General features: G+C 74.4%; 18 protein-coding genes. 12 read left to right on the top strand and 6 right to left on the bottom strand.

The genetic code is table 11. The annotated features are described in order from the left end of the window. Nucleotides 1-30: 30 nt before the first annotated feature. From RF647_RS15640 to RF647_RS15630, 3 genes are read right to left on the bottom strand one after another with little or no spacing between them, the layout of a single operon-like run. The gene (locus RF647_RS15640) at nt 31-687 is read right to left on the bottom strand and encodes a cyclase family protein (protein ID WP_368812530.1); all 657 of its coding nucleotides are present in this window, start codon (nt 685-687) and stop codon (nt 31-33) included. After that, nucleotides 674-2,170, bottom strand: coding sequence for a cytosine permease (locus RF647_RS15635; RefSeq protein WP_368812529.1), 1,497 nt, complete (start codon nt 2,168-2,170; stop codon nt 674-676). The genes RF647_RS15640 and RF647_RS15635 overlap by 14 nt, the downstream gene beginning before the upstream one ends. Further along, nucleotides 2,167-3,627, bottom strand: a complete 1,461-nt coding sequence (locus RF647_RS15630; protein ID WP_368812528.1) for a sodium:solute symporter — start codon at nt 3,625-3,627, stop codon at nt 2,167-2,169. Before RF647_RS15630 ends, RF647_RS15635 begins: the two co-directional genes overlap by 4 nt. A 176-nt stretch (nt 3,628-3,803) precedes the next feature. Here RF647_RS15630 and RF647_RS15625 point away from each other — a divergent pair, with 176 nt between their 5' ends. The 10 genes from RF647_RS15625 to RF647_RS15580 all read left to right on the top strand — a co-directional run bounded on the left by RF647_RS15625 (nt 3,804) and on the right by RF647_RS15580 (nt 14,455). Beyond that, the gene (locus RF647_RS15625) at nt 3,804-4,370 is read left to right on the top strand and encodes a helix-turn-helix domain-containing protein (protein ID WP_368812527.1); all 567 of its coding nucleotides are present in this window, start codon (nt 3,804-3,806) and stop codon (nt 4,368-4,370) included. A gap of 70 nt (nt 4,371-4,440) precedes the next feature. Beyond that, the gene (speB, locus tag RF647_RS15620; RefSeq protein ID WP_368812526.1) at nt 4,441-5,508 is read left to right on the top strand and encodes an agmatinase; all 1,068 of its coding nucleotides are present in this window, start codon (nt 4,441-4,443) and stop codon (nt 5,506-5,508) included. Further along, entirely contained in the window at nt 5,505-6,728 is a 1,224-nt protein-coding gene (locus RF647_RS15615) for a PLP-dependent aminotransferase family protein (RefSeq protein ID WP_109243083.1), read from the top strand. Before speB ends, RF647_RS15615 begins: the two co-directional genes overlap by 4 nt. A gap of 33 nt (nt 6,729-6,761) precedes the next feature. Next, entirely contained in the window at nt 6,762-7,415 is a 654-nt protein-coding gene (locus RF647_RS15610) for an alpha/beta fold hydrolase (RefSeq protein WP_368812565.1), read from the top strand. Nucleotides 7,416-7,636: 221 nt separating this feature from the next. Continuing rightward, a complete protein-coding gene (locus RF647_RS15605; protein ID WP_368812525.1) occupies nt 7,637-9,184 on the top strand; it encodes an ABC transporter substrate-binding protein in 1,548 nt (515 codons plus the stop codon). 43 nt (nt 9,185-9,227) lie between these two features. Continuing rightward, nucleotides 9,228-10,169, top strand: coding sequence for an ABC transporter permease (locus RF647_RS15600; protein WP_368812524.1), 942 nt, complete (start codon nt 9,228-9,230; stop codon nt 10,167-10,169). Beyond that, a complete protein-coding gene (locus RF647_RS15595; RefSeq protein ID WP_368812523.1) occupies nt 10,162-11,004 on the top strand; it encodes an ABC transporter permease in 843 nt (280 codons plus the stop codon). Before RF647_RS15600 ends, RF647_RS15595 begins: the two co-directional genes overlap by 8 nt. After that, the gene (locus RF647_RS15590) at nt 10,997-12,631 is read left to right on the top strand and encodes an ATP-binding cassette domain-containing protein (protein ID WP_368812522.1); all 1,635 of its coding nucleotides are present in this window, start codon (nt 10,997-10,999) and stop codon (nt 12,629-12,631) included. Before RF647_RS15595 ends, RF647_RS15590 begins: the two co-directional genes overlap by 8 nt. Then, nucleotides 12,618-13,940 (top strand): MFS transporter, encoded by a 1,323-nt coding sequence (locus RF647_RS15585; protein ID WP_368812521.1) that lies wholly within the window; start codon nt 12,618-12,620, stop codon nt 13,938-13,940. Before RF647_RS15590 ends, RF647_RS15585 begins: the two co-directional genes overlap by 14 nt. 200 nt (nt 13,941-14,140) lie before the next feature. Beyond that, nucleotides 14,141-14,455 carry a hypothetical protein gene (locus RF647_RS15580; protein WP_368812520.1) on the top strand — a complete coding sequence of 105 codons (315 nt, stop codon included), beginning with the start codon at nt 14,141-14,143 and terminating at the stop codon, nt 14,453-14,455. A 114-nt stretch (nt 14,456-14,569) separates the two neighbouring features. Here RF647_RS15580 and RF647_RS15575 read toward each other — a convergent pair whose 3' ends face one another. The 3 genes from RF647_RS15575 to RF647_RS15565 form a co-directional block, all read right to left on the bottom strand. Then, complete coding sequence (locus tag RF647_RS15575) at nt 14,570-15,796, bottom strand: NAD(P)/FAD-dependent oxidoreductase (protein WP_368812519.1); 1,227 nt, start codon at nt 15,794-15,796, stop codon at nt 14,570-14,572. A 9-nt stretch (nt 15,797-15,805) separates the two neighbouring features. Then, nucleotides 15,806-16,978: a type III polyketide synthase gene (locus tag RF647_RS15570; RefSeq protein WP_368812518.1), complete on the bottom strand. Its 1,173-nt coding sequence runs from the start codon at nt 16,976-16,978 to the stop codon at nt 15,806-15,808. A 93-nt stretch (nt 16,979-17,071) separates the two neighbouring features. Then, nucleotides 17,072-17,683 (bottom strand): malonic semialdehyde reductase, encoded by a 612-nt coding sequence (locus RF647_RS15565; protein ID WP_207307521.1) that lies wholly within the window; start codon nt 17,681-17,683, stop codon nt 17,072-17,074. 126 nt (nt 17,684-17,809) lie between these two features. Between RF647_RS15565 and RF647_RS15560 the strand changes: the two genes are divergently transcribed. Beyond that, the gene (locus tag RF647_RS15560; protein WP_368812517.1) at nt 17,810-18,232 is read left to right on the top strand and encodes a hypothetical protein; all 423 of its coding nucleotides are present in this window, start codon (nt 17,810-17,812) and stop codon (nt 18,230-18,232) included. Between the two features lie 202 nt (nt 18,233-18,434). Next, on the top strand, nt 18,435-20,102 hold the full coding sequence (locus tag RF647_RS15555; protein ID WP_368812516.1) for a S8 family serine peptidase: 1,668 nt from the start codon (nt 18,435-18,437) through the stop codon (nt 20,100-20,102). The last annotated feature ends 229 nt before the right edge of the window (nt 20,103-20,331 follow it).

The raw sequence follows: 20,331 nt of genomic DNA, 5'->3' as shown, positions 1-20,331 counted from the left end.
GGCGGGGACCGGGCAGGGGCGGCGCGGGGCTCACGGCTGCATCGCCACCGCCCGCACCGGGGAGCCGTCCAGTCCGCGCAGCCGCAGCGGTAGGACGCTCACCAGCGGGTCCCGCCAGTCGACGGCGTGCAGGTTCGTCAGGTTCTCGACGATCGCCCCGCCCGCCCCGAGGACCGCCGCGTGCACCGGCAGCTCGGGCGGGCCGCTCGCGCCGGCGTCCGGGGTGCGGTCCGGGTTGAGGGTGTCCGTGCCGAGCACGTGCACGCCCTCGGACAGCAGGCGCTCGGCGATCTCCACGTCCAGCACCGGGTGCGCCAGGTAGTGCGGGGTGCCGAAGTGCCGGGACCAGTCGGTGCGGAACAGCACGATCGTGCCGGCCCGCACGTCCTCCAGCTGCGCGCGGACGTGCGCCCAGCGGATCACCTCGTGCTCCCGGAGGTCCGGCACGTGCACGATGCGCGCCGGTCCCACCAGGCGGGCCAGGTCGAGCTCGTCCACGGGCGAGCCGCCGTCCACGGTGTGGAGCGGGGCGTCCACGTGCGTGCCGCTGTGCGTGCCCAGGTGCAGCTCGGCCACCTGGAAGCCGTCCCGCGGGACGGACGCCGCGAGCCGGGAGTCCACGGCCGGGTCCCCCGGGAAGACCTGCATGCCGGCCTCCACGGGGTGGCTCAGGTCAACGAGGCGCATCGGCGGCCTCCTCCGGCCCGCCGGCCGCGCCGACAGTGCCGACCGTGCAGGGGCCGCCGGTCCGCTCGGGCGCGGCGGCCCCGTCCCCCGCCCCGGTCCCGTCCGCCCCGGTCCTCCCCGCCTCGGCGAGGTGGCGCTGGACCGGCCGGCCCGGCACGATCCGCTTCGCGGCCAGGGCCCAGAGCAGGTAGAGCGCCGCGGAGAGGACGAACGTGGGAATGGTCGCGCCCACGGGGCTCGGCAGCACGTAGGTGAGCACCAGCGAGCAGACCGCGCCGACGACCCACACCGCCACGGCGGCGGGGTTGACCCCGCCCCGGTACCAGTACCGGCCGCCGCGCCCGCGCAGGATGTCCGCCGCGTAGGCGCCGCGCTGGACCACGTAGTAGTCCACCAGCATGATCGCGAAGACGGGGATGAACAGCGAGCCGATCAGCACCAGGAACTCGGTGAACTGGTCCAGCAGGCCCAGCCGGGTGGACCCGAGGACCGACACGGCCCCCAGCACGAGCGCCGCGGGCAGGAACCGCAGCTTCCGCGAGGGCGTGAGGTTCACCACCGAGGAGACCATGCCGTAGACGACCATGGTGTTGGTGGCCATCACCGACAGGAAGACCACCACCGCCAGGGGCGCGCCGAAGGCGGCGACGAGCACCGTCGGGTCGAACCCGACCGCCTCCCCGCCGTCGAGCACCACGTAGGCGACGGCGGTGGCCCCCAGGCTCATGGCCGCGACCGTGGACAGGACGTACCCCGTGCCGGAGCCGATCATGCCCGCGGACTGCCGGCGCGCGAGCCGGTTGAACTCCGCGGAGAGCACGGTCCAGGAGATGGCCGTGGCGATGACGACGTCGAGGACCGCGATGGAGGACCAGCCCGCCCCGGGGTCCACGGGCAGGGCGGCGAAGTCGGCCACCGGGTAGGACGTGAACGCCACCGTGAAGACCCAGGCCATGATGCCCAGGATCACCACCGCCAGCCACGGCTCCACCCGGGCGATGCCCTCGTGGCCGAGGACGGCCAGCGCCACGACCAGCGCCTGGCAGAGCACCGAGAACAGCACCGGGTTCGAGTAGCCGGTCGCCTGCGCCACGAGGAAGTTCACGGTGACGCCGGCGAGCATCGCCTGCACCCAGCTCCAGCCCATGAGGATGACCACGTTCGCGGCCACCGGCAGGAAGGACCCGCGCAGGCCGAAGGAGCCCTTGGTCAGGGACATGGTGGCGAGACCGGTGCGGGTGCCCATGTTCCCCACGAGCACCAGCACCGCCCCGCCGATCAGCGTGCCCAGGACGATCATGGCCAGGGCCGTGGGCCAGGACACCCCGGGCACGAACAGTGTCCCCGTCAGCAGGGTGGTCACCACCAGGTTCGCCGCGAGCCAGATCATCCCGATCCGGCCCGCGCCCAGCGTGCCGCGCAGCGGGCCGTAGCCCTCGGAGTTCTCGTCCAGGTGGTCCGAGAGCCGGGACCAGGCGCTCACGGGCGGGCCTCCGCGCGGTCGGCGCCGGTGCCCGCGAGGCGCTCGTTCCACTGCCGCAACACCCCGGCGTGCGTGGGGCGGGACAGCAGCGAGACCACCACGTAGACCAGCGCGGAGCTCGCCAGTCCCAGGTAGATGGGGGCGTTGGCCAGCACGCCGAAGACCGCCATGGATGCCACGGTCACCACGGACCCGACGAGCATGGACAGGGCCGCGCCGAGGCTCGTGCCCCGCCGCCACAGGAGCCCGCCGAGGATCGCGACGAGCAGGCCGCCCACCAGGATGTCGTAGGCGATGGTCAGGGCGGTGACGGTGTCCGAGACGAAGATCGAGATCACCGTGATCACCACGCCGAAGACGAGCACGTAGATCCGGTCCCCGCGCAGCGCCTCGGCGGTGTCCTCCGGGGCGGGGGCCGCGTGCCGGGTGAGCAGGGACCTCAGGGTCGGCACGACGTCGACGCGGGCCACCGTGGCCGCGGCGATGAGCGCGCCCGAGGCCGTGGACATCATGGCGGCGACCCCGGCGGCGAGCACGATCCCGCCGAGCCCGGCCGGGACGTACTGCTGCGCCATCGTGGCGAACGCGTCGTCCGGGGAGGCGAGGTCCGGGGCCACGGCGGCGGCCGTCATCCCGATGACGGCCCCGGCCACGCCGTAGAGCGCCACGTAGGCCGCGGAGGCGAGCCCGCCCCAGCGGGCGACCTGCGGGGAGCGGGCGGTGAAAACGCGCTGCCAGATGTCCTGGCCGATCAGCATGCCGAAGCCGTAGACCACGAACTGGGTGATGATCGCCTGCGTGCCCATGCCGTCCCAGGTGAAGAACGTGGCGTCCAGCCGGTCCTCGAGCCCGGTCCAGTCGCCCGCCGCGGAGAGGGAGAACGGCAGGAGGACCAGGAAGATGCCGACCGTCATGAACACGAACTGCATCATGTCGGTGAGCGTGATCGACCACATCCCGCCGAGCACGGAGTACGCCACGACCACCACGCCGCCGAGCAGGATCGCCCACGACCGGTCGAGCGGGAAGAGGACCGAGAAGATCGCGGCGTACGCGGAGGTGGAGGTCACCGAGAGCATCACGGTGTAGGCCAGCATCACGAACGAGGACGCCTTGGCCCCGCCGCGCTCGCCGTAGCGCAGCTGCAGCATCTGGGAGACGGTGAACACCTTGAGGGACTGGATGCGGCCGGCGAAGAACAGGCTCAGCGCGGCCAGGCCGGTGGCGATCGCCACCACCAGCCACATCCCGGAGATGCCGTAGGTGTAGCCGAGACCCACCCCGCCCACGGTGGACGCGCCGCCGAGGACCACCGCGGCCATCGTCCCGGTGTAGAAGCCGGGGCCCAGGCGGCGGCCGGCCACCCGGTAGTCCTCGGCGTCGTGGGCCCGGCGGCTGGCCCAGAGCCCGACCGCCACCATGGCGACCAGGTACAGCACGATGATCAGCACGTTCATGGGTGTCGCTGCTTCCTCGGGGCGCGGGCGCCCACGGGGTCGATCGGGAGCCTCCCCGGAACGGGGTTGCTCTACAAGAAACAAAAGTTGTCCCACATAGTATGATGCAGATCATGTTTTGGGAACGGGTCCGGGTCGTGACGGGCGGGTAAAACCGTCCGGGAGGAGGCGTCGTCGTGAAAGCACTGCCCATCGAGAGCTCCGGGCACACCGCCGCCGTCGGGTCGCGGCTGCGCAACCACCGGCGGCGCAGCCACATGACCATCGACCAGCTCGCCTCCGCCGCGGGCCTCACCAAGGGCTTCGTCAGCCGGGTGGAGCGGGACATCACCTCCCCGTCCGTGGACTCCCTGGTGCGGATGTGCCAGGTGCTGCGGATCGACGTGGGCGCGCTCTTCGCCGGGCCCGCCGACGTGGAGCTGGTCCGGCTCCAGGACGCCCCGCACATCGACCTCGGCGGCGAGGGCATCGAGGAGCAGCTCGTCACGCCGTCGGCCCAGCGCCAGGTCCAGGTCATCCGGGCCCGCGTGGCCGCCGGGGGCCGGGGCGAGGACGCGATGTACAGCATGGACTGCGAGACCGAGGTGCTGCACCTGATCAGCGGCCGGTTCCGGCTCCACGTCCCGGACCGCACCTTCGACCTGGCGGCCGGGGACACCGTCACCTTCCCCGGCTCCGAACCGCACACCTGGGAGAACCCCGGCACCGAGGACGCCGTGCTGCTGTGGATCCTCGGCTCGTGAGCCCCCCGCCCGGCCCGTCCGCCGCCCCCGCCAGCACCCCTGTCAGCATCCACCGAGAGGACCGCACACCATGAACCCCGAGCGCATCACCGGCACCACCCCGGACGGCACCCCCGTCGTCGGACCCGTCAACGCCGCCCTGACCCCGCGCTGGGCCGGTCTGGGCACGTTCGCCCGCCTGCCGCGCACGGACGAGGTCGAGCACACGGACATCGCGGTGGTGGGCGTGCCGTTCGACGCCGGCGTCTCCTACCGGCCCGGCGCCCGGTTCGGGGCCAACCACGTCCGGGAGTCCTCGCGCCTGCTGCGCCCCTACAACCCCGCGCAGAACGTCTCGCCGTTCGCCGGGGCGCAGGTCGCCGACGCCGGGGACATCGTGGCCAACCCCTTCGACATCCCCGAGGCGATCGCCTCCATCGAGGCCCAGGCCAAGGAGCTCATGGGCGAGAACACCCGGCTCGTGGCGATCGGCGGCGACCACACCATCGCCCTGCCGCTGCTGCGCGCCGCCCACGCGCGCCACGGCGAGGTCGCGCTGCTGCACTTCGACGCCCACCTGGACACCTGGGACACCTACTTCGGCGCCGAGTACACCCACGGCACCCCCTTCCGCCGGGCGTTCGAGGAGGGCCTGCTCGACACGGACGCCGTGTGCCACGTCGGCACCCGCGGGCCGCTCTACGGCACCGAGGACCTCGACGACGACGCCCGCTTCGGCTTCGGCATCGTCTCCTCCGCCGACGTCATGCGGCTGGGGGTGGACGCCGTCGTCGCGCACCTGCGGGAGCGCGTCGGTGACCGCCCGCTCTACGTCTCACTGGACATCGACGTGCTGGACCCGGCCCACGCCCCCGGCACCGGGACCCCCGAGGCCGGCGGCATGACCAGCCGGGAGGTGCTCGAGATCCTGCGCGGGCTGCGCGGGAAGAACGTGGTCGGCTGCGACGTCGTCGAGGTGGCCCCGGCCTACGACCACGCCGAGATCACCGGAGTAGCGGCCGCCCACGTGGCCTACGAGCTCATCAGCCTCCTCGCACTGGGACCCGGCGCGGCGCCGGGCGGACCCGCCTACGGGCTGGCCGGCCACATCTACGGGGACGCCGTCCCGGCGCAGGGCCCGGCGGGGGAGGATCGGTGACCGGGGGCGCGGCCGTGACCCCCCGGCCCGACCACACCTCGCTGTTCGCCCACCGCTCCGAGGAGTTCCGGCCCTCCCCGGTCCGGGCCGTGTTCGAGATCGCGATGCGCCCCGGGATCATCTCCCTGGCCGGCGGCAACCCGGACATGAGCGTGCTCCCGCACGACGTCGTGGCCGCGATGTCGGCGCGGATCCTCGCCGAGCGCGGCCCCGAGGTGCTCCAGTACGGCTCCGGGGCCGGGATCGGGCGCCTGCCCGGGCTGGTCGTGGAGCTCATGCGCCTGCAGGGCGCGGAGACCACGCCCGACACGATCCAGATCACCGCCGGGTCCCAGGCGGGTCTCGACCTCGTGACCAAGCTGTTCTGCGACCCGGGGGACGTGGTCGTGGCCGAGGGCCCCACCTACGTGGGGGCTCTCGGCGTGTTCGGCAGCTACGAGGTCGAGGTCGCCCACGTGGACGTCGACGACGACGGACTGGACCCCGAGGCGGTCGCCGGGCGGATCGACGGGCTGCGGGCCGCCGGCCGGAGCGTGAAGTTCGTCTACACCATCCCGAACTTCCACAACCCCACCGGGGTGACCCTCACCGAGGAGCGGCGCCGCCGGCTCGTGGAGGTCTGCGCCGAGCGCGGCGTGCTCATCCTCGAGGACGATCCGTACGCGCTGCTCGGCTTCGACCGCGCCCACCGGCTCCCGTCCTTGTACTCGCTGGACCCCGGCACCGTGATCCACCTGGGCAGCTTCTCCAAGATCTTCTCGCCCGGGCTGCGGGTCGGCTGGATCGCGGCGGCGCCGGCGGTGCGGGCCCGGCTGCAGATCGCGGCCGAGGCCGTGACCATCCACCCGTCCGTGCTCGGCCAGGAGCTCGCCGCCGAGTACGTGGCCAGTGAGCACTGGCGGCCCGCCCTGGACCGGGCGGTGGACCTGTACCGGGCGCGCTGCGCCGCCATGATGACCGCCCTCGAGCGGTTCATGCCCGAGGGGGTGCGCTGGACGCGTCCCGCCGGCGGCTTCTTCACGTGGCTGGACCTGGACCCGGCCCTCGACCACGGGGACCTCCTGGGCCGGGCCATCGGGCACGGCGTGGTGCTGGTGCCCGGCGGCGCCTGCTACGCGGACGGGCGCGCCTCCACGAGCCTGCGCCTCGCCTACTCCGCGGCCTCGCCGGAGGACATCACCGAGGGGGTCCGGCGGGTGGGGGAGATGCTGCGCGACTGACCTGCTGGGCCGCGGCGCCGCCCCCCGGGCCCGCTGGTCGCGGAACTGGCCGGCCGGTACCGGGTGATCACCCCCGATCAGCGCGCGCACGGCCGCACCCCCGACCGGGAGGGCCCGCTCTCCTACGCGGCGATGGCCGAGGACACGATCGCCTTCCTCGAGGAGGACGCCGGTGCCCCGATGCACCTGCTGGGGTACAGCGACGGCGCCGTCGTCGCCCTGACCGTGGCGCTGCGCCGTCCCGACCTGGTCCGGGACCTGGTGCTGGCGGCGGGAGTGCACCACCGCGACGGGTGGGAGCCCGGCGTCCTGGCGGGCGAGGCGGAGGTGCCGGCCTTCATGGTCGACGCCTACGCGGAGGTCTCCCCCGACGGGCGCGAGCACTACGGCGAGGTCGCGGCGAAGCTGCGGCAGATGCACGAGGAGGTGCCGGTCTTCACGGACGCGGACCTGGCGGGCCTCGACCTCCCCGTCCTGGTGCTCGTCGGCGACGACGACGAGGTGCGGCTCGAGCACGCCGTGGCCGCGTACCGCGCCCTGCCCCGCGGGGCGCTGGCCGTGGTCCCGCACGCCTCCCACGGCGTGCTGGTCGAGAAGCCGCAGCTGTGCGCGCGCCTGATCACCGACTTCCACGCCGCCGACAAGCCGGCCGCCTTCGCCCCGAGACGGCGCCGGACGGGATCCTGACGGAACGGGCCCGACGAGGGCGTCGCCATCGGGAGGACGGCCCCGACGGAGCGCCGGCACATCCGTGGCGGACGCCGAATCCGGTCCCGTTCGTGACGATCCCGGTCCGCCGAGTGGACCGCAGACTGAGGGTAGCCTAACCTCTCCTCCGGGGGATCCCCCGATCATTCACATGTCCTCGGCGGGCGCTCTGTCCAGGGACGTCGACCTGAGGTGGTTCTGTGCGCGCAGTTTTCCGGGTATCGGCATCGACGGGTGTCGTCGCCGTTCTCACGTTGTCGGGGTGCGGCTTCAGCGGTGGGGACGGAGGGAGCGAGCAGACGGCGGACCCCGGTCAGCGGATCGTGGTGGACAACTTCCGTGCACCGGTGGCCGACTGGGCCCTCGAGAGCGACGCCGCGTACATCCTGTCGCTGTCCGGTTGCCTGGAGACCCTGACCCGCTACGACGAGGCCCAGGGGGAGATCGTCCCGGCCCTGGCCACGGAGTGGAGCCAGGTCTCGCCCACGGAGTGGGACTTCACCCTGCGGGACGGCGTGCAGTTCCAGGACGGCACCCAGCTCACCGCCGACGCGGTGGTGACCTCGCTCCAGGACGTCCTGGACGCGGAGGTCCCGGCCCGGGCCTTCAGCCCGGCCGTCGTCAGCGGCGTCGAGGCCGTCGACGAGCGCACGGTGCGGGTGACCACTCCGGAGGAGAGCCCCCTGGTTCCCTACCGGCTGGCCAGTGTCAACACCGGCGTGCTGGCCCCCGCCGCCTTCGAGGGCGGGACGGTGGACCCGTTCGGACACTGCACCGGGCCGTTCACCCCGGTCTCGGAGCAGCCCAAGCAGTCACTGACCCTGGACCGGAACGAGGACTACTGGGGCGGCCCGGTGCAGCTCGCCGGGGCCGAGGTGCGGTTCATCACGGACGGGGCGACGCGGGCGACGCAGGTGCAGACCGGCGAGGCCGACGTCTCCCTGTCCATCCCCGTCGCCAACCTGTCCGCGCTGGAGGCCGATCCCGGCGTCGAGGTCCTCAAGGCCGAGTCCCCGCGGACCGCGACGCTGTACATGAACAACGGCAGGGCGCCGTTCGACGACGTCGACTTCCGCAAGGCCGTCCGCTCCGCGCTGGATCTGGACGCCCTGGCCGGCAGCGTCTACGAGGGCGCGGCCCTGCCGAGCACCGGGCCCTTCGCCTCGTCCGAGCCCTGGGCGGGCGAGGGGGCCGAGACGCCGCAGCAGGACGTGGCGGCGGCGAAGGAGCTCCTGGCCGCCGCCGGCTACACCGCCGAGCGGCCGCTGGAGATCATCGCGATCGTGGAGCGGGCCGAGTTCGCCGACGTGGCGACCGTCATCCAGGAGAACCTGGAGAGCGTCGGCGTCCCCGTCACCATCACGACCAAGGAGTACGCCGCGGTGGAGCCGGACCTGCTGTCCGGGGACTACGACATGGTGCTCAGCCAGCGCAACCGCCTGATCGACATCGCCGACCCGATCGGGTTCCTCACCGCCGACTACACGTGCGAGGGCAGCTACAACCTCAGCCACTTCTGCGACGAGGACTACGACGCGCTCATCGCCCGGGCCGCCGGGACCGCCGACGCCGAGCAGCGCTACGAGCTCTATGCCCAGGCAGGACAGATCCTCGAGGAGCAGGCCGTGAACGTCTGGCTGGTCAACGAGCAGGCCATCGACGCGGTCCGCACCGACCTGCAGAACTACGTCCAGGACCCGCTGTCCCGGTACGTGCTGCGCGCGGAGACGACGAAGTCCGGCTCGTGAGCACGACCGGCAGCTGCAGAGCCCCGCGAGCGCGGGGGCCTCGATGACGGCGTTCCTCGCCAGGAGGACGGCGACCCTGGGGGGCACCGTTCTGCTGGCGTCCTTCGTGGTCTTCCTCATCCCCTACATCACCCCGGGGGACCCGGTGCGCAAGATCATCCGGTCGCGGGTGGCGGGGGAGGTGGTCGACGACGCCGCCGCCCAGGGGCTGGCGCTCGAGCTGGGACTCCAGGACCCCCTCGCGGTGCAGTACCTGCGCTGGCTCGGCCGGCTCGCCGGCGGCGATCTGGGCCTGTCCTACGCCAGCCGGACCCCGGTGATCGAGCAGGTGCTGCCCGCCCTGTGGATCACCCTGAGCCTGGTGGTCGTGACCCTCGGCGTGGCGGCCGCGGTGTCCGTGGTGCTGGGGACCGTGGCCGCCCTGCAGGAGGGGCGCCCGGCCGACCGGCTGATCACCACGGTCACCCAGGCCTTCATCGCGATGCCCGAGTACTGGCTGGCCCCGATGCTCGTGCTGGTCTTCGCGCTGCAGTTGTCCTTGCTGCCCTCCGCCGGCTGGGAGGGTCCCGCGTCCGCGGTCCTGCCGGTGGCGGTCCTGGCCCTGCGCCCCATCAGCTACTTCACCTCGGCGGTGCGCGAAGGGATGCTCGAGGCGCTGGGCGCCGAGCACGTCGTCGCGGCCCGGGCCCGGGGACTCAGCTACCCGCAGGCGGTCTGGCGCCACGTGCTCCCCAACGGTCTGCTGCCCCTGACCACGCTGGTGGCCGTGTGGTTCGCCGGTCTGCTGGGCGGGTCCGTCATCGTGGAGGTCGTCTTCGCGATCCCGGGCATGGGGAGGCTGCTGTTCGACGCCGTCCGCAACAGCGACATCCCCCTCGCCCAGGGCGGCGTGGTGGTGGTCGTGGGACTGGCGGTCGTCCTGACGACCGCGGCGGATCTGGTGCACGGCATCCTCAACCCCCGGATCAGGGGGCGTCATGCGTGACCGGCCCGTCCTGGTCTGGGCGGCGGCGGCGCTCCTGACCCTGATCGTGCTGTCCGTGGTGTTCTCGCCCTGGATCGCACCGTACCCGCCGGCAGCCCAGGACCTCACGGCACGGCTCGCCCCGCCCGGCCCGGCGCACTGGCTGGGAACGGACCACCTGGGCCGGGACACCCTGAGCCGGCTGCTCGACGGCGGCCGGTTCTCCCTGGTGACCGCCGCCGTGGCCACCGTGCTGACCGCTGTGATCGGCACGGGGATCGGGGTGCTGAGCGCCCGCCGGCGGGGGTGGGTGGACGAGCTGCTCACCCGGACCAACGACGTCCTGCTGGCGCTGCCGGAGATGGTGGTGGCCCTGTTCCTGGTCGCCGTGCTGGGCCCCGGCCCCCTGTCCCTGCTCCTGGCCCTGACGGTGACCGGCTGGACGCCCTTCGCGCGGCTGGCCCGGGCACTGGCCTACGACGTCTCGGCCCGCGGCTTCGTCGAGGCCGCGCGTGTCCTGGGGTGCTCGCCGTCCTTCGTCGTCCTCCGGCACATCCTGCCGCACCTGTCCGGGCCCCTGCTCGGGCAGGCCGCGCTGCGGTTCGGCCAGTTCCTGATCACCGTCGGCGCCCTGTCCTACCTGGGGCTGGGGGTGCAGCCGCCGCAGTCGGACTGGGGGGCGATGCTGGCCGCGGCCCAGCCGTACGCCGTCCGGGCGCCGGTGACGATCCTCGCCCCGGGCCTGGTGGTCTTCACCGTTGCGCTGTGCGTGACACTGATCGGCCAACGGCTGGCGCACATGAGCAGCACCCGCATGCTGCTGCCGGCATCGTCGCGGACGGAACGCGATGTCTGAGCGCCTGGTCGTCGAGGGCCTGCACCTCAGCCACCGGCCGGGCGCGGACGGCGCCGGTGGCCGTCCCCTCCTGTCCGGCGTCGACCTCACCGTGGCTCCGGGGGAGTTCGTGGCGCTGGTGGGCGCCTCCGGGTCGGGCAAGACCCTGACGGCCATGTCCGTCCTGGGCCTGCTGCCCCCGCAGGTGCACCGCGACGCCGGGACGATCCGGCTGGGTGACACCGACCTCGCCCGGGCCGGCGAAGCGGAGCTGAACCGTGTGCGCGGCGGCCGGATCGGCATGCTCTACCAGCAGCCTCAGCGCATGTTCAACCCCCGCCGGACCGTCGGCGATCATCTGCGGGAACCGCTGACGCTCCATGCCGGCCTCCGCGGCACGCAGGCTCGTGCACGAACGCTGGAACTGCTGGCCGAAGTGGGGTTCGAGGACCCCCGGTGGTGCGCCCGGGCACGTCCCCACCAGCTCTCGGGCGGCATGGCCCAACGGGCCATGGTGGCCCTGGCCCTGGCCGGCCGCCCCGGACTGCTGCTGGCCGACGAGCCGACGTCAGCCCTGGACACGGTGCTCGAGCGGCAGATCCTGGAGCTGATCGACCGCGAACGGCGCGACCGCGGGCTGGGGGTCCTCTACATCACCCACAACCTGGCCACCGTGTCCGCCTACGCCGACCGGGTCGTGGTGCTCGACGCCGGGCGCGTGCAGGAGTCCGGACCGGCCGGCACCGTGCTCAACGATCCGCGGAGCACGTGCACGAAGGCCCTCCTGGAGGCATCTGCCCTCACCCCCACCGGGACTCCGCCCGCCATCGGCGGGGCGCGCCCCGTCGTGGTGCTGGACGACCTCACCAAGCGCTTCGGGCCGAAGCGGCGGGATGCCCGTCCCGCGGTGGACCGGGTGTCCCTCGACCTGCGGGAGGGCGAGATCCTTGGGGTGCTGGGGCAGTCGGGCTCCGGCAAGAGCACGCTCGCCCGGTTGATCGTCGGACTCGAGGCACCGGACAGCGGGCGGATCACCAGCACCCCGGCCGCCGACCGTGCCGGCTCCGGCGCGGCGGCCTCGCACGTGCAGCTCGTCTTCCAGGACCCGCACGACTCCTTCGATCCCCGCATGCCGTTGGGCACCAGCCTCGAGGCCCCCCTCCTGCGGCACCGGAACGGCACGCCGGAGCAACGGCGTGCGAGCATCCACGAGGTCGTGCGGGAGGTGGGGCTGGAGCCGGAGCTGCTGGACAGGCGTCCCGGCCAGTGCTCCGGAGGCCAGCTGCAGCGGCTCACCATCGCCAGAGCACTGCTGCTGGAACCGGCGGTGCTCATCTGCGACGAGGCCACCTCGGCCCTGGACGCGGTGACCCAGCGCACCGTCCTGGACCTGCTGCTGCGCCTGCACCGGGACCGGCGCCTGTCCCTCGTGATGATCTCCCACGACCTGAGCGTCGTCCGCTACATGAGCCACCGGGTCGCGGTGCTCTTCCAGGGCCGCCTGGTCGAGCTCGCGGAGACCTCCGAGCTCTTCGCCCGACCACGCCACGAGCACAGCAGGCAGCTGGTGGCGGCGGCACTGCCCCAGGTGTGCGCGATCCTGGACACCCACCGCCTGTCCGAGGAGCACCTCGATGTCCTTCCATGATCACCGGACCGAGACGCGCACCCTCCTGGGCGCGCAGCTGGTGTTCAACCTCGGCTTCTACGCCGTGGTGCCCTTCCTGGCCGGAGCCATGGGCGCCGAGTACGGCCTGGGTGCCGCGGCCATCGGACTGGTGCTGGGAGCCCGGACCTTCAGCCAGCAGGGCATGTTCCTGCTCGGCGGCATGCTGGCCGACCGGTGGGGTGCCCGCCGGGCCGTCCTCACCGGCTGCCTGGTGCGCATCGTCGGCTACGCCACGCTGGCGGCGGCGTCCGACTTCGCCCTGTTCCTCCTGGGCGCGGTGCTCACCGGTGCCGGGGGCGCCCTGTTCTCACCCGCCCTGGAGTCCCGGCTCTCCCACGCCGACCAGCCGGCGGGGTCGCAGGGCCCGGACCGCCGGACCGGCCGCCGGCGGTCGGTGTTCGTGTGGCTGGCGATCACCGGAGAGATCGGCGCCGTCCTGGGCCCGGTGCTGGGGTCGTTCCTCCTGGGCTGGGGATTCGACGCGGCCCTGTTCCTGGGGATCGGGGTGTTCACCGCGGTGACGGTCCTGCTCTGGTACCTGCTCCCGGCCGAACCGGCCCACCATCAGCCGGACCGAGCAGCCGGGACGCCCGCCGCGGCGCCCTCCGCGGCCGGCCCCCGGTGGGCCTGCCTGCGCGACCGGCGCTTCGTGACGTTCTGCGCACTGGCCGGGATGAACATGCTGGCCTACCACCAGCTCTACTTCGCCGTGCCCGTCGAGCTGGGCCGGCGAGGCCTCGACGGTGCCTGGCTCGGCGCGCTGTTCCTGCTCGCCTCGGTCCTGACCCTGCTGCTGCAGCTGCCGGTCTCCGCCGCCGGTCTGCGCATGGGCCCCGGCGCCGCCCTGGCAGTCGGCTTCGTGCTCGAAGCCGGCGCGTTCACCCTGGTCGCCCTGACCTCGATGCACCCCGGGACCGCCACCGGCTCGATGGCGCCGCTGCTGGGCGCCGTCGCCGTCCTGATCCTGGGCCACATGCTCCTCACCCCCACGATCCTGTCCCTGATCCCGTCGTTCGTCCCGGCGCACGGACCCACCTCGGGGCGGGGCGCCTACTACGGGCTGGCCGCCACCTGCGGCGGCATCACCGTGCTGGCCGGCAACGCCGTGCTCGGGCAGCTGCTCGATCTCACCGACCGGCACCACTGGTGGCCCGGCGCCCCCTGGGTGCCTCTGGTCGTGCTCGCGCTCCTGGCCGCCGCGGCCCTGCCGGCCGTGCTCCGCGGCCACGGCACCGCCGGGCCCGCCGACGCGCCCTCCACCACGGCACCGGCTCGACGAACCCGCTGACGGCCCACCGGCCACGGACCCTGCTCCTCGGCAGGGGACGGGGCTCCGCAACGGCGGCGGGCCCCGCGCGCACCGGCGCGCCACCGGTTTCGTCCGGTCGTCGGTCTGCCGATGGATAAGCTCGGGGGACGACGTCGAGCTGCTCCGCGGGGCAGCCTCCGAGGCCGCGGCACCACGTGCCGTGCGCTCGGGGAGGCCATGTGCAGTCACTGACCGTAGGGGTTCTCGCTGATCCGGGGCTGCCGGAGAAGGTGGCCCGCCGGGTGGCCGAGGACCTGCCGCGCGTCGACGACGGGGAACCGCTGCTCTGCGAGGTCGGCGCGGCCGACGCCGCGGCGCTGGTCTCGCTGCCGGGCCTGGGCGCCGACCACTTCTCCCGCAAGGCCTGCCGGCTGCTGGCCGCCCTGGCCGGCGCCCTGGGCTCGAACTTCGACAGCGACGAGGCCATCCGCGAGGCCACCTACAGCCGCCGGGAGCACCAGCGCCGCCGGCTCGCCGACACCTACGACGACTGACCCGGCGCGGCCGGGGCCACCCCGGCAACCAGCGGGCCCGTCCGCCGGCCACGGGGCGAGCCCGCCCGCGGGGTCCTCCCCCGGGGGCGCCTGCGGCTCCGGCGGGGTGCGGGCTCAGGCCAGCAGGGCCTCGGCCGCGCGGCGCCCGGAGCGCAGGGCGCCCTGGGTCGAGCCGCCGGTGCGGTGGTCGCCGCACACGTACAGGCCGTCGCCGAGGGCGGCGGGCCGGTCGGCCACGAGCCCGGGCGGCTGCTCCGGCAGCGCCCGGCGCACCTCGTGCACGGTCAGCAGGTCCCAGGCGGCGGCGTCGGCGGACCAGATCGTGCCCAGCTGCCGGCGGACGTCGGCCTCGGCGGGGAGGTCGGCGCCCCGCGGCAGGAGGGCCGTCGCCTGGATCAGCGCCCGGCCGTCCGGGGCGTAGCTGGGGGCGGCGTTGCTGACCACGGCCGTGTCGACGAGCGGGCCGGTCGACTCGCCCGGCAGGACCAGGCACCCGAGCTCCGAGGGCGCGGCCTCCGCCGCGAACCACCAGGTCGCCTCGCCCTTCATGAGGGTGTCCGGAAGGTCCAGGAGTCGGGCTGCCGCGGGGCCCTCGGTGGCCACGACCACGGTGGGCGCCCGCCAGGCGGCGTCGCCGGCGCCCACGGTCCACCCGTTCCCGGTGCGCTGGACCACGTCCACACGGGTGCCGAGGACGGCCGGGGCCCGGAGCCCGTCGTGGATCCAGGCCGGGAGGGTGCCCATGCCCCCGGTCGGAAGGCCCGGCGTGCCGAGCAGGAACCAGCCGACGAGCTCGCGCACGAAGGCCGCCGAGGTGCGGCCCTCGTCCTCGAGGATCACGCCGGCCAGGAAGGGCTCGAGCACCAGGTCCCGCAGCGGTCCCCGCACCCCGGCGGCGTCGAACGACTCGTGCCAGGCCCGGTCCCGCTGCTCCTGGCGCCGCGCGCGGGGGTCCAGCCCCGGGGCGAGCCAGGCCGCCAGGGCGGGCAGCCGGCGCAGCTCCACGAGCGGGCTGCGCAGCGTTCCCGGCAGCCAGGACGGGACGCGCCGCGGATCGGCGAGGACGTCGATGCCGTCGCCGCGGCGGACCCCGGCCGCGGCGTCGAACTTCTGGATTCCCAGCGCCGCGACGTCCACGCTGCGCCGCAGCTCGGTGTAGGCGGGGTTGAGCACCTGGAACCCGCGGTCGCAGCGGAAGCCGTCGACCGTGTCGGTGCGGATCCGGCCCCCGACGCCGTCGGAGGCCTCCAGCACCACCACGTCCAGTCCGTGCCGTTCGAGCAGGTGGGCGCACTGCAGGCCGGCGAGCCCGGCGCCGACGACGACGACGTCGTGGTCCACGGGAACCTCCTAGCGGATCGGGACGGCCGCGGCGGGATCGAGCTCCGCGGCCGGTGCCGCGGCCCGGGCGGGGATCGTGAACAGCGCCGACTCTACGGTCAGGCCCGGCCCGAACGCCAGGGCGCAGACGGTGCGGGTCTCGTCCGCTGGGGCCGCGTCGATCACCTGGCGCAGGACGTGCAGGACGGTCACGCTGCTCATGTTGCCGCGCGTGGCGAGCACGTCGCGGGACTCCCGCAGCGCCTCGGGCGGCAGCCCCAGGGTGTCCTCGAGCTTGTCGAGGATGCCGCGGCCGCCGGGGTGGAGGGCCCAGTCGGTGATGCGGTCCCGGTCGACGGACCCCTCCGGCCCGTCCAGCAGCGCGGCGAGGGCGGTGTGGATGTTGTCCTCGAGGACCTGGGGCACCGCGGCGCCGAGGATCATCTCGAACCCGGCGTCGCCGATGGTCCAGGCCATGGCGTCCTCGCCGTCCGGGATCACGAGGGTGCGGAACCGGTCGAGCTCGAGCAGCGGGGTGACGCCCTCGGCCGTCCGCGCGCTGACCACGGCCGCCGCGGCGCCGTCGGCGAAGAGCGCGGCCCCCCGGATGGCGTCCGGGTCCCGGGCCGGGCGCAGGTGCAGCGTGCACAGCTCCACGGCCACGAGCAGGACGACGGCGTCCGGGTCCGCCGTGGCGATGGCCGCGGCCTGGCGCAGCCCGATCAGCCCGCCGTGGCAGCCCATGAAGCCGATGTGCGCACGGCGGACGGCCGGGTCGAGGCCGAGGTCCCGGACCAGCTGGTAGTCGGGGCCCGGGGCGAAGAAGCCGGTGCAGGAGACGGTCACCACGTCGGTGACGGTCGCGGGGTCGAGCCCGGGGCAGCGGGCGAGGGCGTCCCGCGCGGCCTCGGCGAAGAGCGCGGGGGCCTGCTCCACGTAGGTCCGGTTCCGGACGCCGGTGAGGGGGGTCAGGAACCGGCCGTCCTCGGTGATGTACGGGGATCCGGCGCGGGCGCCGTCCTCGACCAGCTCGGACAGCACCGTGTGCCGGCGCTGGACCCCGGAGGCGCCGAACACCGTGCGCAGCAGCCGGGCGTTGAGCCGGTCGGTGCCGGGCTGGGCCTGGTAGAGGTCCTGGGCGTCGGTCTGCTCGAGCACGTGCGGCGGGAGGGCCGTGCCGAGGGACAGGAGTGCGGGCGTCATCCCGTCCAGTATCCGTCCTCGGGCCGACAGGTGCCACGGAGGGCGCGCGGGGGCCGGGCGGACCCGCGGCCGGCGGGTCCGCCCGGGGCCGCCTCAGACAGTGCGGGTCGCGGCGTCGAAGTCCAGGCGCGGCAGCCGGTCGTGGCGCGGGGCGGCGGGGGCGCCGATGTTCACGACCATCAGCGCGCGCAGGCTCGTCCCCGCGTGGAACTCGGCGTCCACCCCGGGGGCGTCGAAACCGCCCATGGGGCCCGCCGCGAGGCCGACGGCGCGCACGGCGAGCACGAAGTACCCGGCCTGCAGGTGGGCGTTGTCCCGGCCCATCTGCGCGCGCAGCTCCTCGTTGCCCGCGAACATCTCCTGGTTGCCGGCGGCGGGCGGGAAGACGACGGGCAGGTGCTCGTGCCAGTCCACGTCGTAGCTGAGCACCGCGACGGCGGGCGCGGCGGCGGTCTTCGCCCGGTTGCCCTCGGCCATGTGGGGGAGCAGACGCTCCCGGGCCTCCGCGGAGCGGATCCACGTCACGCGCAGCGGCTGGATGTTCATGGCGGTGGGGCCCATCCTGGCGAGCTCGAAGGCCGCCCGGAGCTGCTCGTCGGCCACGGGCTCGTCGAGGAACTCCGAGGCCGTGCGGGCCTCGCGGAAGAGGAGGTCGGCGGCGAGGGCGTCGAGCGTGAGCTGGTCCTGCAGGGTCTCGGGGGCCACGGGGTGTCCTTTCGGAGGCACGGTCATTTTGATGTACATGTCAACAAAGAGGGGTGCGGGTCTATGCCGGGGACATCGTGTGCCGTCCGTCACGTCGCGGCGCCTCCCGCTGGGTACCCTGGCCCCATGCCTCTCCGTCCCCTGCAGCTCCTGTCCGGCGCGGACCGCCGCGCGGTCCGGTCCGGCGCCGCGGCGGCAGGCGCCCTGCGCCTGGGCGCGGCCCTGTGCGGGACGGGCGTGCTCCACCTCGTCCGGCCCGCGCTCTTCGACGAGCTGATCCCGCGGTCCCTGCCAGGCTCGCCCCGTGCCTGGACGCTGGGCTCCGGGGCGGCGGAGATCGGCGTCGGGGCGCTGCTGCTCCGTCCCGGCACCCGCCGCGCCGGCGGCTGGGCCGCGGCCGCCCTGTTCGTGGGCGTGTGGCCGGGCAACGTCACCATGGCCTGGCGGGCCCGCCGCGGCTCCCCGGCGCGGCGGGCCGTGACGCTCGTGCGGCTCCCCCTGCAGGTCTCCCTGATCGCCGGAGCCCTGCGCATCGCCCGGGCGGGCTGAGCGCCCGCCGCCCGGACCGGGGCGACCTCCGGGCCCCGGTCCGCGGGGTTCGCATTCGGTCACACACGCACACCCTCCCTACGCTGGGCGGAGCACAGGAGTGGGGGCTCCGTTTCCGCAGGGGGATCGTTCTCGCTCCAGTCCATCGGGGGGTGGGCTGTGCGCACCATGCCGCCTCCCGTCCCGACGGCCGGAGGAATCCTTGACCACCACCCGCAGCACCACCGCTTCCCTCGCGCTCGCGGCCGCCCTCGCCCTCGTCCCGCTGGGCTCTGCCGCGGCGGCGACCGGGGCCGCCGCACCTGCGGCGCAGACCGTCCAGCCGGTCCCGGAGGCCACCGTTGCCGCTCCCGGTATCGCCCCCGGTGCCGACTCGGCAACCTCGGTGGCGACCGACCGCGTCGTCGTGAAGTTCCGGGACGGCGCCGCCCCCGAGGACTCCCGCGACGTCGTGTACGCGCAGGCCGCCGGCCGGTCCGGGGGCGCCGGGCTCGTGGAGACCGCGGCCACCGCGGACGGCGCCCAGGTGGTGCGGACCGACGGGATGCTGGCCGGCGCCGAGCTCGAGGCGCTGACCACCGCCCTGGAGCAGAACCCCGCCGTGGAGTACGCGGAACCGGACCTCCTGGCGACCACCACCGCCGTGCCGAACGACCCGTCCTACGCCGCGCTGCAGTGGAGCCTGTGGGACGACCCGGCCGGACTGGGCATGCCCCTCGCGTGGGACCGGGCCACCGGCGCCGGGCAGACCATTGCCATCGTGGACACCGGCATCACCGCCCACCCCGACCTGGACGCCAACGTCCTGCCCGGCTACGACTTCGTCTCCACGGTCCAGAACGGCCGGGACGGCGACGGGTGGGACGCCGACCCGACGGACATGGGCGACTACCCCGACGCCGTGCTGTGCCCCAACAGCCCCATGCCCCCGAGCTCCACCTGGCACGGCACCCACACGGCCGGCATCGCCGCGGCCGACGCGAACAACGGACTGGGCGTCGCGGGGGTGGCCCCGGACGCGAGGATCCTGCCCGTGCGCGCCGTGGGCGCCTGCAGCCAGGGGTACATCACCGACGTCGCCGCCGGCGTCCTGTGGGCCGCCGGCGCCCCGGTGGCGGGCGCCGCCGCCAACCCGAACCCCGCGACGGTCATCAACCTCAGCCTCGGCGTGCCGGGGGAGTGCCCGGCGGTGCTGCAGTCCGCGATCAGCGAGGCCGTGAACCGCGGGATCCCCGTGGTCGTGGCCGCGGGCAACCAGGCCGTGGACGCCGCGCAGTCCGCGCCGGCCAACTGCGCCGGCGTGATCTCGGTCGCCGCGACGGACGTCTCGGGCGCCCTGGCCCCCTACTCCAACTTCGGCTCGGTCACGGTCGCGGCCCCGGGCGGGGACCCCTACGCGCAGATCCTCTCGACCGGCAACGCCGGGGCCCAGGGCCTCGGTGCGCCCACGTACACGGAGCGCAACGGCACGTCCATGGCGGCCCCGGCGGTCGCCGGCACCGTGGCGCTGCTCCGGGAGCTCGCTCCGGGGCTGGGCGTGGCGGGTCTCCAGGACGCCCTGACCTCGACGGCCCGGCAGGCCCCCGGCGGGTGCGCGCCCGGCTGCGGCGCCGGCATCGTCGACCCGGTCTCCGCGCTGGTCGCGGTGCAGGGCGGCGAGCCGTTCAGCACCGCGGGCGGCATCGGGGCGCTGCACCGGAAGATCGGCGCGACCACCGGCGAGGCCCGCTCCCGGGAGCTGTGCGCTCTGGGCGGCACGCCGTGCTTCCAGGAGTTCGCCAACGGCTGGATCGTCTGGAACGCCGGCCTCGGGGCCCGCTGGCAGCAGGTCCTCCCGGCCCAGTGGTGGGCGATCCCCGCCGCCGGCTGACCCCCGGCCCGCCCTCCGGTGCCGTCCACCCGCTCGGGGTGGGCGGCGCCGTCGTCGTCCCCGGGCCGTTCCTCCGGGACGACCTCAAAGTCCAGTGAAAAGCATGGATCTTCCCATTCGGTAACACGAGCAAACGCTCCGTACGCTGAGCGCAGCGGCGCCGACTCCCCGCTTCCCGTGGTCGGCGCGCCGCAGCTCCCCCCGCTGCGCGCTGTACCCCCCACCGGCT

This window comes from Kocuria sp. CPCC 205263, from assembly GCF_040981075.1.
In the GTDB taxonomy this organism is placed as follows: Bacteria; Actinomycetota; Actinomycetes; order Actinomycetales; family Micrococcaceae; genus Kocuria; species Kocuria rosea.
This window is presented reverse-complemented; position numbering and strand designations above follow the sequence as displayed.

What these genes read in the sequence shown, in the direction of transcription:
- RF647_RS15640 (WP_368812530.1), bottom strand. Translation starts at nt 687, where the DNA reads ATGCGCCTCGTTGACCTGAGCCACCCCGTGGAGGCCGGCATGCAGGTC.
- RF647_RS15630 (WP_368812528.1), bottom strand. Translation starts at nt 3,627, where the DNA reads ATGAACGTGCTGATCATCGTGCTGTACCTGGTCGCCATGGTGGCGGTC.
- speB (WP_368812526.1), top strand. Translation starts at nt 4,441, where the DNA reads ATGAACCCCGAGCGCATCACCGGCACCACCCCGGACGGCACCCCCGTC.
- RF647_RS15600 (WP_368812524.1), top strand. Translation starts at nt 9,228, where the DNA reads ATGACGGCGTTCCTCGCCAGGAGGACGGCGACCCTGGGGGGCACCGTT.
- RF647_RS15595 (WP_368812523.1), top strand. Translation starts at nt 10,162, where the DNA reads ATGCGTGACCGGCCCGTCCTGGTCTGGGCGGCGGCGGCGCTCCTGACC.
- RF647_RS15590 (WP_368812522.1), top strand. Translation starts at nt 10,997, where the DNA reads ATGTCTGAGCGCCTGGTCGTCGAGGGCCTGCACCTCAGCCACCGGCCG.
- RF647_RS15585 (WP_368812521.1), top strand. Translation starts at nt 12,618, where the DNA reads ATGTCCTTCCATGATCACCGGACCGAGACGCGCACCCTCCTGGGCGCG.
- RF647_RS15570 (WP_368812518.1), bottom strand. Translation starts at nt 16,978, where the DNA reads ATGACGCCCGCACTCCTGTCCCTCGGCACGGCCCTCCCGCCGCACGTG.
- RF647_RS15560 (WP_368812517.1), top strand. Translation starts at nt 17,810, where the DNA reads ATGCCTCTCCGTCCCCTGCAGCTCCTGTCCGGCGCGGACCGCCGCGCG.